The organism is Arthrobacter sp. TJ-170 (assembly GCF_058269305.1).
Genome location: NZ_JBZCNL010000007.1, coordinates 103,981 through 116,708, shown reverse-complemented (window position 1 = coordinate 116,708; position 12,728 = coordinate 103,981). Strand labels below are relative to the sequence as shown.

Genomic DNA, 12,728 nt, shown 5'->3' with positions numbered 1-12,728 from the left:
TCATGCGGAATTGCGGGGTGGGCGTACGGCATGTCCACCGAACTGGTTACGCAAGGCGGCGACCATCTTCAGCGACGGCGCGTCCTCCTGCCGCGAGCTGAATCGTGCGAAGAGCGCAGCGGTTATTGCCGGTGCTGCCACTTCGTTGGCAATTGCCTGTTCGACGGTCCAGCGCCCCTCACCGGAGTCCTCGATGTACCCGCCCACATTGCTGAGCTTGGGATCTTCCTCAAGCGCCTTGATGAGCAAATCCAGCAGCCAGGATCGGACAACGGTGCCCTTCTGCCATGCCCGGAAAGTGCCAGGAACATCCTTGATGATGTCCTTCGCCTCGAGCAGTTCATAACCCTCGGCATAGGCCTGCATCAGCCCATATTCAATTCCGTTGTGCACCATTTTGGCGTAGTGCCCCGCCCCGGTTTCGCCCACATGCACAAAACTTTCCTCCCGGTTGCCTTCCGGCCGCAGCGCATCGAACACCGGCATGACACGTTCGACGTCGGCCTCCGAGCCTCCGACCATGAGGCCGTACCCGTTTTCCAGCCCCCAAACGCCACCGGAAACTCCGCAGTCAAGAAAACCGATACCGTTCACAGCCATGGACGCGCTGTGTTCCTGGTCGGTGCTGAACTTGGTGTTTCCTCCGTCGATTACGAGATCGCCTTCGGACAACTTCTCTCCGAGCTCAGTGATGACCTGGTGGGTAATCTCGCCGGCCGGCACCATGACCCAGACCACTCGCGGTGTGGGAATTCGAGCGATTAGTTCATCGACGGTCATGACATCGGACACTTCGGGATTACGGTCGTAGCCGGTCACCTCGATACCTCGGGAACGCAACCGTTCCCTCATGTTGTATCCCATCTTTCCGAGTCCGATCAGACCGATATGCATAGTGTCCTCCATGGGGGTCGGCGGGGATGGATGGTACCGCTGCTATTGGTTGGGCAACCTCACGGGCATCAACAGGTACCGGTAGTCTTCGCGGTCTTCGCCGGTGGCTTCTTCCTGCGCTGAGATGACCGCGGGTTTCGGCGGTGTGGTGAAGGAGAATCGCACGAAACGGCTGCTGAAAGCACTCAGGCCTTCACTCAGGTAATGCGGATTGAACGCAACGGTGATGTCATCTCCGTCCAGCGTCGCCTCGATGGCTTCGGATGCCTGGGCATCCTCACCCGTTCCGGCGTCGAGCACTACCTGACCTGTGCTGAAAGCGAGCCGAACCGGCGTGTTCCGCTCGGCGACCAGTGCCACGCGCCTTACAGCTTCGGCCAGCTGACTGGTTTCAACTGTGGCATGAATGGGCGTGTTCTCTGGGAAAAGGGAACGGATCTTGGGGTAGTCACCGTCAACGAGCAGAGAGGTCGTCCGCCTGCCGCCGCTCTCGAACCCGATGAGTTCGCTGTTGTCGGAAAGGGCGATCTTTAGGTCCCCGGAGCCGCCAAGGGTTTTCGCCACCTCGCTCAAGGTCTTCGCTTTTACCAGTGCGCTGGTGGAGATGCCCGGGTTGGCAGGCTTCCAGGAGAGTTCGCGGAGTGCAAGGCGGTAGCGGTCTGTCGCCAGGAACGTGATGAGGTCTTCCTCAATCTCCATCCGCACACCGGTGAGAATTGGCAGAGTGTCGTCACGGCTGGCCGCAATGATGACCTGGGAGACTGCTTCAGCGAATGCATCGCCATCGACGACGCCGCTGACATCAGGTAGAGCAGGGAGTTCCGGGTATTCGGCTTCGGGCATAGTCGCGAGGTTGAAACGGCTGTTGCGGCAGGTCAATGTGACCTTGGACCCGTCTGTTTCCACTTCGACGGGCGCCGAGGGAAGACTGCGGCAGATATCGGCGAGCAGCCGTCCGGAGACAAGGATGGTTCCTTCTTCAGCTACATCCGCAGGGATCTCAAGCCGGGCCGAGATCTCATAGTCGAAGCTCGCCAGACTCAAGCTGCCGGCACCCGCCTTGATCAGCAAGCCCGAAAGCACCGGGACGGGAGGGCGCGGTGACAGCGATCGCGCCGTCCACGTTACGGCCTCAGCCAGGACATCGCGCTCGACTCGGAATTTCACTGAAGGGTGCCGCCTTTCGCGAGGTACATCGGGGAAGTCGCTCATCCTCGACCATTCCGGCAAAGGAGGACGGGCGAGCAAAGGGTGAACTCTACTGAGTCACAGCTTAGCGCGATGCGGTGTCCCCGTCGGACCGAATTTCGTGGGTGGTCCGGAGGGGAAATGTTATTTAGAAGAGCTCGCGGATTAAGGATCAGTAGTGTTAATAACTCCTGTGGATACTGTGGATAACCGAGACTATCGGCGCCATCCCGGGACTTGCCCTGTTGACAGTATGTGCACTCACACCAGTTGAGGACTAGCGCCGCTGTGTACGGAAAGCCTGTGATTCCGCGGGTCCACAGCCCGGGCGATGCTTGTCCTCATTAACGTCCACCGGAAACATGTAGTTATCCACAATTCTTTCCACAGCTGTTAATTCAGCTGTCCCTGGCACCCGCTGGCACCTACGAGTCCTTCCGATGGTGTTTGATGCGGTTAGTCAGTTCAGTCACCTGGTTGTAGATCGCCCTGCGTTCAGCCATCAGTTCGCGGATCTTCCGATCAGCGTGGATGACCGTGGTGTGGTCTCGCCCGCCGAGTTCCTGTCCGATCTTCGGCAGGGACATATCCGTTAGTTCCCGGCAGAGGTACATGGCGATCTGCCTGGCCGTGACGAGCGTTCGCGTCCGGGATTTGCTGCACAGGTCATCCAGGGTGATGTTGAAGTACTCGGCTGTCTGCGCCATGATCAGCGAAGAGGTGATCTCCTGCGCACCGTCGTCCGAAATCAGGTCCTTGAGCACTATCTCGGCCAGATTCTCATCAACGGCTTGACGGTTCAGGCTCGCGAACGCGGTGACACGGATCAGGGCGCCTTCCAACTCACGGATGTTGGTTGAGATCTTCGACGCGATGTACTCAAGCACTTCATCCGGTGCGCTCAACCCTTCGCTGATCGCTTTCTTGCGAAGGATGGCGATCCTGGTTTCGAGTTCCGGAGGCTGGATGTCGGTCAGCAGTCCCCACTCGAAGCGTGAACGCATCCGTTCTTCGAAGCCCGACAACTGCTTGGGCGGAAGATCCGAGGTGATGACCACTTGCTTGTTGTGGTTGTGCAGTGCGTTGAAGGTATGAAAGAACTCTTCCTGCGTCCTGTCCTTGCCGGAGAGGAACTGGATGTCGTCAATCAGGAGGATGTCAACGTTTCGATAGGTCTGTTTGAAGCTGGTGCCTTCGTCGTCCCTGATCGAATTGATGAAGTCGTTCGTGAACTCCTCGGAGTTGACGTATCGAACCCGGATCCCGGTATAGAGGTGCCGTGCATAGTGTCCGATGGCATGCAATAGGTGGGTCTTACCCAACCCCGAGTCACCGTAGATGAACAGCGGGTTGTAGGCCTTGGCCGGCGCTTCTGCAACCGCGACCGCGGCAGCATGGGCAAACCGGTTGGATGAGCCGATGACGAACGTGTCGAAGATGTATTTGGGATTCAGGCGCCCGAATTCGTGGGAGTTGCTTGGCGGAGTGGGCGACGGCGCCTGTTCCCGCTGCGCGATCTCCTCCGGCACCTCTTCCGGTTCCTCTTCGACAATGGGCGTGAGATCAGGGTCAATGACGAAAGCGCACTGAATCTCTTCGCGGAAGACATCGCGGAGGGCGTCGTTGAGTGGGCTCCTGAGCTGGCTCTGGAGAACCTCGCGGGTCAGGTCGTTGGGAACCGCGACGAGCAGCGTTGTACCAATCAGTCCCTGCGCCTGAGCCAGCACCACGAAACCACGCTGGCGCGGGGAGATCCGTTCGTCCTGTTCGAGCGTGCGGATGACCTTGCGCCAGGAGCTGCCTACATCATTGATCTCGTCGGTACTCAATCGCGTCCTCAGTTGTAAGTTCAGAGAGCCGTTTCAGGCCCATAGACGGGCATTAATCCACAGACTTATGCACAGGCCGTGGATAAATGCGCCACCCGGCAACAGTAGACGATGAAAAGTACCGGGGATAGCTCAGACCGGCCCTGTGGATAAGATCACTTGAGGATCAGCTGAGGAGCCGAAGAAGTGTGGTCCGGGACCGCAGTTGTCCACATGCATTCGGCTGGATGACACGTCTGCCCATGGTGCCGTCGGTTTGACCCTGCTGTATCTGGTGCCCTAACGTTATGTAGTCCTTTATGTCTGCATTTCGCATGCCTCCATACCGCCAGCCAAGGCTGAGTAGTATGCCGTAGGCCGGCAGGGCGGATGTACTACAACTTCATTGCGCCAGCCCGTTCTTCCCCCCTGTTGCAACGGCAGCGCATGCCAAGAACGTTCTGGAGTATCACAGTGAGCAAGCGGACCTTTCAGCCGAATAACCGCCGTCGTGCCAAAAAGCACGGTTTCCGTCTTCGCATGCGGACACGTGCCGGTCGCGCCATCCTGTCTGCGCGCCGCAGCAAGGGACGCACCGAGCTTTCGGCTTAGCATCAGTTAATCCGTCCGCCGGCGTTTTCTGACCGATAGCGCCCTGACCGTCCCGGAGCTCAAGGTGCTGTCTATCGCCCACCGAGTTCGGACGGCCACAGATTTTTCATATACCGTCCGTTCCGGTGCCCGATCCGGGTGCCGGAACTTGGTGTTATATGCCGTCGGAACCGAAACAGGTATGCCCTCGCGGTTCGGCTTCATTGTGTCGAAAAATGTGGGGAACGCCGTTACGCGAAACCTCGTTAAGAGGAGACTGAGAGAAGCAGCAGCATCAGCGCTGGTTCAGCGACCAGATGGACTTGATGTCGTTGTGCGCGCACTGCCCCCAGCAGCTGCGGCCAATTGGCCTCAACTAAGTGCCGACTTCGAACGGTGCCTGGCATCGAGTGTGAAGCGAATCGGGAAGTCTGGCGGCGGAAAGGGAGACGGCAAATGACAGCGGATCATTCGCCGTCGAATATCTCACGACTGGTTCTGCTACCCCGCGCCGTCCTTATCGGTATTCTGGTGATCTATCGCCGACTGATTTCACCTCTTTACGGTCCGGTGTGCCGTTTCTTCCCCTCTTGTTCGGCCTACGCGCTCGAGGCAGTGATCGTGCACGGCGCGCTGAAAGGATCATGGTTCGCTGCCAGACGGCTGTGTCGCTGTCATCCCTGGAATGACGGCGGCGTGGATCATGTGCCAGTCGGAGGAAGACGTTTCGAGCCTGGTGAAGAGCCACAGATTGTAGTGCTGAATCACCCGGTGATTCCTGCAGATGAGGAAAGCCGCCCCGCGGCCTGAGGAGCAACAGATTATGGATTTCTTCGAGACGATTCTCCTGCCCTTCCGGTGGCTGGTGTCCTGGGTCATGCGGGCCTTCCACGAGGGATTCACCTTCCTCGGTATGGATTCCGCCTCCGGATGGACCTGGACTTTGTCGATCGTCGGTCTCGTCGTGGTAATCCGTGCTGCGCTGATTCCAGTCTTCGTCAAGCAGATTAAGGCCCAGCGTGGGATGCAGGCTCTCCAGCCTGACCTGCGGAAACTGCAGCAGAAGTACAAGGGCAAAACGGATCAACTCTCGCGTCAGGCCATGACGCAGGAGCAGATGGCTCTGTACAAGAAGCACGGAACCAACCCCTTCGCGGCATGTTTGCCGATCCTGATCCAGATGCCGTTCTTCTTCGCGCTGTTCACCGTTCTTAACGGTGTGTCATCGGCAAGCGATCGAGGCGAAGGTATCGGGGCCCTCACTGTCGAGGACGTCCGACAGTTCGACCTGGCTGAAATCTTCGGCGCCCCACTCTCCTCTTCGCTGCTTCACGGCTGGGGCACTCCGGGCCACGGCTCCGTGATAGTTCTTTCGATCATCATGATCATTGCTATGACTGCGTCGCAGTTCATCACGCAGAAGCAGATCATGGCGAAGAACATGTCTGAAGAGGCCATGCAGAGTCCATTCATGCGTCAGCAGAAAATGATGCTCTACATCTTGCCGCTCGTATTCGGCGTTGGTGGCATCAACTTCCCAATTGGCGTACTGATCTACTGGACTACCACCAACATCTGGACCATGGTGCAGCAGTTCTACGTGATTCGACGGATGCCGACGCCCGGATCCCCCGCAGCTAAGGCCCTCGCTGAGCGCCGTGCGAAGAAGGGGTTGCCGATGGTTCCGCTGCTTGGGGAGAAGAAGCCGGAGCCTGTGGTTGAAGCAGTTGCGCCACCCAAAGCTCAACGAGTACAGCCTCAGCGCAAGAACAGGAAACGTAAATGAGCACTGACAATATGCAGGAAGAAACGCTTGAGACTGTGAACGAAGATGCAGTTGACCAGGATGGAGGGGGCTCCGTGGAAGACGAAGGCGATGTGGCTGCAGACTACCTCGAGGAGCTCCTGGATATTGCCGATATAGACGGCGATATCGATATTGAAGTGCGGAACGGTCGTACCTACATCTCCATCGTGTCCGAGGATAACGATGCACAGGGATTGCAGGCTCTCGTAGGCCGGGACGGTGAGGTGTTGGAAGCACTGCAGGAACTGGCTCGTCTCTCCGTACTTACCTCTACTGAGCATCGTTCGCGGCTGGTCCTGGATATCGACGGGTTCCGTGAAGGCCGGAACAAAGAGCTCCGCGAAATCGCAGAGCGAGCAGTTAGCGAAGTGAAGGAAGCCGGTAAAGAGGTGGCGCTGGTTCCGATGTCCGCGTACGAACGCAAGATCGTTCATGACATCGTGGCTGAGCTCGGCATGGTCAGCGAGTCCGAGGGTGAAGGTTCGCGGCGCCACATCGTTGTGTCGGCTGGATCCTGACGTCGGTTTGCCTGTTCCGAAGGAGGGGTTGTCTTGACGATTGAGATCGGCATGAAGGAGCTCCAGGCGGCTCAGAGCATATTCGGTGAGCGGTTGACTCTCGCAGAGCGGTTCGTCGAGCATCTCGCTACGTCAGGGATTGAGCGCGGACTGCTCGGACCACGGGAACTTCCCCGTTTGTGGGACCGGCACGTCCTGAACTGTGCAGTTGTTGGTGAGTTGATTTCGCCGGAGGCGCGCGTAGCTGACGTGGGTAGCGGTGCGGGCCTGCCCGGGCTGGCACTTGCCGTTGCGCGGCCGGACGCATCGTTCGTCCTGATTGAGCCGCTCGAGAGAAGAGTGAACTGGCTGCGAGAAGTAACCCAGGATCTTGAACTGAACAATGTAGAGATCTTCCGTGGCCGGGCTGAACAGGCGGTGGGCAAGTTTGATGTGAATGTGGTGACGGCGCGCGCCGTCTCCGCTCTATCGGGTCTTGCCACGATGACTATGCCGCTCCTGAAGGGACCGGGAGAGGTCCTGGCCATCAAGGGCCGGAGTGCCGCTGAAGAAGTGGAGAAGGCGTCCAAGATCATTCGGCGCCTGGGTGGGAAAAGCACCACTGTTGAGACTGCTGGTGGCGCCCTGCTGGACGAACCGACAACCGTTGTGCGCATCGTGGTGGCCGGCTGACTGCATTTCTTGGATGCAAGTTCCGTACCCTGCGGGCTGTCTGCCCGGGTATTTCCGCCGCACCGGATAACCTAGAGGGGACCCACCCGGCACCTGAAAGTGAGCGAGACGCTTGTGACGAAAGATTCTGCCACGCGACGCGAGCAGCCTACGTCGACGATGGGTTCGTCTTTGGCTATCACAATCGCTGATATTCAACCAGAAGTGTTTTCAAACCCAATTAACACAGGCATCGTTTCACGTGAAACGAGTGGTGCAGCCGGGGTAAATGACTCAAGTCAGGCCGTAAGCGTGAAATCGAATGGAAGCACCAAGAACGTGATGGACGTTCTGGACGACAGCACACCGCTAGCCCGAGAGCTGGCGTCGGAGACGCGACGCCGAGAGAAGTTATTTGGGCGCAAACTGCCTCGCCCTGCTGGCACTCGCGTCCTGACGGTCAGTAACCAAAAAGGTGGCGTCGGCAAAACCACCACCACGGTGAACCTTGCGGCGGCTTTGGCGTCCGCCGGCCTGAACGTGTTGGTCATTGATATCGATCCTCAGGGCAATGCCTCCACTGCGTTGGGCATTCCCCACCACGCCGAAGTGGACAGTATTTATGACGTACTGATCGATGATCTCCCACTGTCCAGTGTTGTGGCGGCTTGCCCGGACGTACCCAACCTGATCTGTGCCCCGGCCACCATTCATCTGGCCGGCGCTGAGATCGAGTTGGTCTCGCTGGTCGCCCGGGAGCAACGGCTCCGGCGTGCGATCGATCTGTACGCAAAGGATCGTGCAACGAACGAAGAAGAGCGCCTGGATTACATTTTCATCGACTGCCCGCCGAGTCTCGGTCTGCTCACCGTGAATGCCTTTGTTGCCGCTCGCGAGGTGCTTATTCCGATTCAGTGCGAATACTACGCTCTCGAAGGCCTCAGTCAGCTTCTGAAGAATATCGAAATGATCCAGAAGCATCTCAACGCCGATCTCGTCGTTTCCACTATTCTGCTTACGATGTATGACGGTCGAACCAACCTTGCTGCCCAGGTCGCCGCCGAAGTCCGTGAACACTTCCCTGATCAGGTGCTGAAAGCGGTCGTGCCGCGGTCAGTCCGCATATCGGAGGCGCCGAGCTACCAGCAGACGGTTCTCACTTACGACCCTTCGTCGAGCGGCGCGCTCTCGTATCTTGAGGCTGCCGCAGAAATCGCTGAACGCTCCTAGAGCGCCTGCGCGGTTGTCGGTACCGCCCACAGTAGACTGGTCGCGATATCAATCGCTGCAGTTTGTCTGCGCTCCTTCGAGAGGAACCGTTTCATGCCTGAGAAGCGTAGAGGTCTAGGTCGAGGACTTGGCGCGCTCATCCCGAGCAGCGCGGAGCAGCAGGATGAATCCACGAACAACGTCGGTACCAGGGTCGCGGAGAGGGGTCGTCCAGTAGACCTCTTCTTCCCGGCGGCCGGATCCAATGGCGGTACCTCAGAGGGAATTGGGGGGGACCAGTCGGGCCCATCCTCGCGCTCAACAAAGAAGTCTTCGATCAATAAGGAGGCGCTTACCGCGCCTGCGAAGAGGACGAACGGGCGAAACCAGGCGGCGACGAAGCGGGCGACGGCAGCCAGGGCTCAAAAGCTGAAGGCTGACGCGACCGCCGATGCGACTGTGGTAGAAGCGGCTTTGGAGCTCGAGAAGTATCCGCCTGTAGGCGTTACCCCGTCGGTAGAGGAGATCCAAGGTCCCGCGACTGTGGAGGTCCCAGGTGAAGATTCCGCCGAGGATGAGGTGTCTGACTCGAATGGGATTGAACCGGATGGAGCAGCGGAGCCCGCTAGCAACGAGGATCCGATTGACGATGCGGATGTGCAAGTTTCACGTGAAACGCTGCAGGAGGTACCCGGCGCACGCTTTGCGGAACTCCCTATCGGATCGATACATCCCAATCGCAAGCAGCCTCGTACCGTCTTTGACGAGGACGAGATGGCCGAGCTGGTCCATTCGGTTCGCGAAATCGGCGTGCTGCAGCCCGTGGTCGTTCGGGCCTCTTCAGAGGGCGGCGAACAGGGCTACGAACTGGTCATGGGTGAGCGCCGGTGGCGTGCGTCCCGGGAAGCCGGCTTAGAGACCGTTCCGGCCATCATCCGCGATACCACGGATGACGATCTCCTCAGGGACGCGCTCCTCGAGAACCTTCACCGTAGTCAGTTGAATCCACTGGAAGAAGCTGCCGCTTATCAACAACTCCTAGATGATTTCGGGTGTTCGCAGGAGGAACTGGCTGTGCGAATTGGCAGATCGCGTCCGCAGATCTCCAATACTTTGAGGCTGATGAAGCTGCCTCCTCTGGTACAGCGGCGGCTTGCGGCAGGGGTTCTGAGTGCCGGGCATGCCCGCTCCCTGCTGGGCCTGTCCGTTCCGGCCGAGATGGAGAAGCTCGCGCAGCGGATTGTCGCGGAAGGACTTTCTGTTCGGTCGACCGAAGAGATCGTAGCCATGAGCGATGGCTTGCGTCGACCTGGGAAGCCAACGACACCCCGCGCGGGAGCGCGACACGAGCGGTTGGACTACCTTGCTACTTCGCTGTCAGATCGTTTGGATACGAATGTCAAGATCACGCTCGGCGCAAAGAAGGGACGAGTGAGCATTGAGTTTGCGAGCGTCGATGATCTGAATCGCATCATGGGAGTGCTTGCCCCCACCTCCTAGGTCTCAGAGGTGCCGTTTCACGTGAAACGACACACTCCTCTCCGTGATAGCTTCTGAAAAGAATCTAGTTGGCCGCAGCCCCACTTGCTATAGTCGCTGAGCTCAATTGCCCTCGACCCTCGCTGCTGGGGCTAACTCACCAGGGACCACCGTTCACGGCAGTTGAGAATTTACGCCCCTCTCTTCATCGCTCGGACGGTGTCGCTTGCCATCCATGACTGGGGCGATCAACCATGCGAGGTTCCATAGTCGCTGCAAAAGGAATCGTATGCTCCCTCCATCGGGAACAGGCAAGGGCGACGTCGTCGGACGTTTCACGTGGAACGGATACGACCACGGCCTAAACACCCTTGTTCCATCACTCATCCCCCGACAGCGCTGGCCGAGCATAAGAGGTCGCAAATACGGCCGTAGCCCCTGTTATCGACAGCCACTTGTGCCGTGAGGTGAGCGCTACCCCGCAGTCCACCTCCAAGGCAAGCCGTCGCCTGCTTCTACGGTAGAGGGCCTGAGTGATTGAGCCCGCAGGGAAGAGGCCCATTCTCCCGTGCCTCATCCTCGCCGATTCGACTTCGACTCTTCTGCGCGTATGGAGCTCCGGCGGGCGCCCTGCCTGTTTCACGTGAAACGGCATTGAAGACGCGCTGGCCGGCCAGCTTAGTGCCCGAGTGCGATCTTCTTGCAGGTAGTGCGCGAGCACTATGCACCGGAGAAGATAGCCTGCGGACGTCTGTTGCGGCGGCTCTGACTGGCAGCTTCTCGACCGCGCTGAGGGTACGTGGACAGGGAAAGGCCTCCAGGTTCACTCGAGCCGCTTACCGACTCGACGGGCTGCGATTTACTGAGCCATATGGATCGCTGCAGGCTCGACTCCATCCGTGGTGGGGCAGGTAACGTTGTCTTTTCAGGAGCGTACTTGGCGTCCCCGTCATGGTGCTTGGCCCAGCACCATGTTTCACGTGAAACTAAGCGCGGTACGAACCTTTTCAGGGGCAAGGACGTGCATTTGAGCGGGGTGCGGGTCTCAACCATCAAAAACGTCTCATGCCCACCATCAATATGTGCGACTTCAGGCGCGAAGCGTCTTTGCATGCTGACCGGCGGTGTTGCGGTCTTGCAGGCTCGCAGGCTCGCAGGCTTGCAGGCTGGCGACAGAGGCCAGCAAGGAGAATTGCGGGCAGCGTCATCCTGGCGTTTTGAACCCGGCATCGGTTGTGCGAAAGAACGGGCCGCCGCTACTTGGTTGTGGCGTTTCACGTGAAACGCTGGCCTCTATCGCGAACCGTGCGTGCGGGAGGCCTGATCTGTCTCAGCACATGCTTTCGGTGCTCTAATAGCGGGGCCGTTCTCGTGGTCCGCCGACCAGTTGTCATGATCTCTGTACTTCGAGGCTTGCTTCTCTGACCGGGTCGCAGGTTCTCAAGGTATAAAGCTCGATCGAGGCTGCGTTGCCTCAACGGATAGCGATGTGTGGCGTAGCGTTTCACGTGAACGCTACGGCACTACGCCAACTTCTTGGAACAGTTAGGGTCTAGCGCTCTGCGCATCACGGAGGGGTCATCATGGAGGGCGTCCCCAGCGGGCCGCACACCCCAGCGAGCCAGCGGGCGGAAGGGCCAGACGGGTCCGCAATCTTGGGAGGTACCGTACCCACGCAAAACAGTTGCGGGCCTTGCGCTTCGGACGGGTTTGGTTCAGACGGAAAGCTTGACGGCACGTTTCACGTGAAACCGCCGGAAACCCGGGCTCGGCGACCAATTCGACCCACGAGCATGGCGCTCGTTCGCCGGGTTTCGTTGTACGGGACACTTCCCGCCCTCTTGGCACTGTGCGCGGGAGGGCAGAGTGGGAAGACGAGGACTCACGGGCCGGGCTGCGGACCCGACAAACTTCATGACTTGGTCGACGATAGACCATTGCACCCTTGCGGGGTCGGTTTTACGTGAAACGCTTGCAATGGTGGTGGTGGTGGTGGATGGATCAGGGTGGTTCCTGCCGTGCAGTGACGCGCGCGCCCGGCCAAGGTTCCCAAGGCCCGTCGCGGGCCTGGCGGATGGGGCTGTGCACTAGCAGAGCAAATCGACGGCTAGGTCGTGCCTTTGGATCCGCAGTCTGGGCCGATTCCGATGCGTTGTGCGAGAACGTACCCGCTCTGCGTAATTCGATGCTCTCCCTGCGTTTCCATTGGCCTAGGTAGAGAGTTGACTATCCTGGCGGGTGCTGGTTCCCGTGCGGCGGCGCAGGGTTGACCACTCTGAAGGAGGGTCTAGTTGGATGTAGGGCTGCACCTACTCGTAGCTGCAGTTTCGGCCGCCTATCAGACATGCTCCACGTGAAACACGCCGTATAAGCCGGCCTGTCTACTTAGCAGATGAGGTGAGGCAGCTCGAACGCAGGCACCTATTGACACGCTCTCGGTAGGCACGGGTGTTCGGTTGCAAGGTTACGAGGGTGGGAAGGAGGGGCGCCTTAGTAACCACGGTGCGTCAGATTCAGGACTCCTCCCTCCTCCGCCGTCGCGCAGTTGAGGCGTTTCACGTGAAACGGCGACGAACTGCCGGG

Annotated in this window: 11 protein-coding genes; 8 read left to right on the top strand and 3 right to left on the bottom strand. The window is 59.0% G+C overall.

Annotated elements, in window-relative coordinates:
• The 3 genes from gnd to dnaA all read right to left on the bottom strand — a co-directional run bounded on the left by gnd (window position 1) and on the right by dnaA (window position 3,911).
• Window positions 1-894, bottom strand: coding sequence for a phosphogluconate dehydrogenase (NAD(+)-dependent, decarboxylating) (gnd, locus tag AC4D1W_RS13535; protein ID WP_490899091.1), 894 nt, complete (start codon window positions 892-894; stop codon window positions 1-3).
• 42 nt (window positions 895-936) lie between these two features.
• The gene (gene dnaN / locus AC4D1W_RS13530; RefSeq protein WP_490891023.1) at window positions 937-2,061 is read right to left on the bottom strand and encodes a DNA polymerase III subunit beta; all 1,125 of its coding nucleotides are present in this window, start codon (window positions 2,059-2,061) and stop codon (window positions 937-939) included.
• Between the two features lie 446 nt (window positions 2,062-2,507).
• On the bottom strand, window positions 2,508-3,911 hold the full coding sequence (dnaA, locus tag AC4D1W_RS13525; protein WP_490891022.1) for a chromosomal replication initiator protein DnaA: 1,404 nt from the start codon (window positions 3,909-3,911) through the stop codon (window positions 2,508-2,510).
• Between the two features lie 453 nt (window positions 3,912-4,364).
• Here dnaA and rpmH point away from each other — a divergent pair, with 453 nt between their 5' ends.
• From rpmH to AC4D1W_RS13485, 8 genes are all read left to right on the top strand, one after another.
• Complete coding sequence (gene rpmH / locus AC4D1W_RS13520; RefSeq protein ID WP_055854070.1) at window positions 4,365-4,502, top strand: 50S ribosomal protein L34; 138 nt, start codon at window positions 4,365-4,367, stop codon at window positions 4,500-4,502.
• Window positions 4,503-4,566: 64 nt separating this feature from the next.
• On the top strand, window positions 4,567-4,941 hold the full coding sequence (rnpA, locus tag AC4D1W_RS13515; RefSeq protein WP_490891021.1) for a ribonuclease P protein component: 375 nt from the start codon (window positions 4,567-4,569) through the stop codon (window positions 4,939-4,941).
• On the top strand, window positions 4,938-5,291 hold the full coding sequence (gene yidD / locus AC4D1W_RS13510; protein WP_490891020.1) for a membrane protein insertion efficiency factor YidD: 354 nt from the start codon (window positions 4,938-4,940) through the stop codon (window positions 5,289-5,291). Before rnpA ends, yidD begins: the two co-directional genes overlap by 4 nt.
• A gap of 13 nt (window positions 5,292-5,304) precedes the next feature.
• Window positions 5,305-6,267, top strand: a complete 963-nt coding sequence (yidC, locus tag AC4D1W_RS13505; protein ID WP_490891019.1) for a membrane protein insertase YidC — start codon at window positions 5,305-5,307, stop codon at window positions 6,265-6,267.
• Window positions 6,264-6,806: a Jag family protein gene (locus tag AC4D1W_RS13500; protein ID WP_490891018.1), complete on the top strand. Its 543-nt coding sequence runs from the start codon at window positions 6,264-6,266 to the stop codon at window positions 6,804-6,806. Before yidC ends, AC4D1W_RS13500 begins: the two co-directional genes overlap by 4 nt.
• Window positions 6,807-6,857: 51 nt before the next feature.
• Complete coding sequence (rsmG, locus tag AC4D1W_RS13495) at window positions 6,858-7,478, top strand: 16S rRNA (guanine(527)-N(7))-methyltransferase RsmG (RefSeq protein ID WP_490899148.1); 621 nt, start codon at window positions 6,858-6,860, stop codon at window positions 7,476-7,478.
• A 99-nt stretch (window positions 7,479-7,577) separates the two neighbouring features.
• Window positions 7,578-8,687 carry a ParA family protein gene (locus AC4D1W_RS13490; RefSeq protein WP_490899090.1) on the top strand — a complete coding sequence of 370 codons (1,110 nt, stop codon included), beginning with the start codon at window positions 7,578-7,580 and terminating at the stop codon, window positions 8,685-8,687.
• 93 nt (window positions 8,688-8,780) lie between these two features.
• Window positions 8,781-10,166 (top strand): ParB/RepB/Spo0J family partition protein, encoded by a 1,386-nt coding sequence (locus AC4D1W_RS13485; RefSeq protein ID WP_490899089.1) that lies wholly within the window; start codon window positions 8,781-8,783, stop codon window positions 10,164-10,166.
• Window positions 10,167-12,728 lie beyond the last annotated feature (2,562 nt).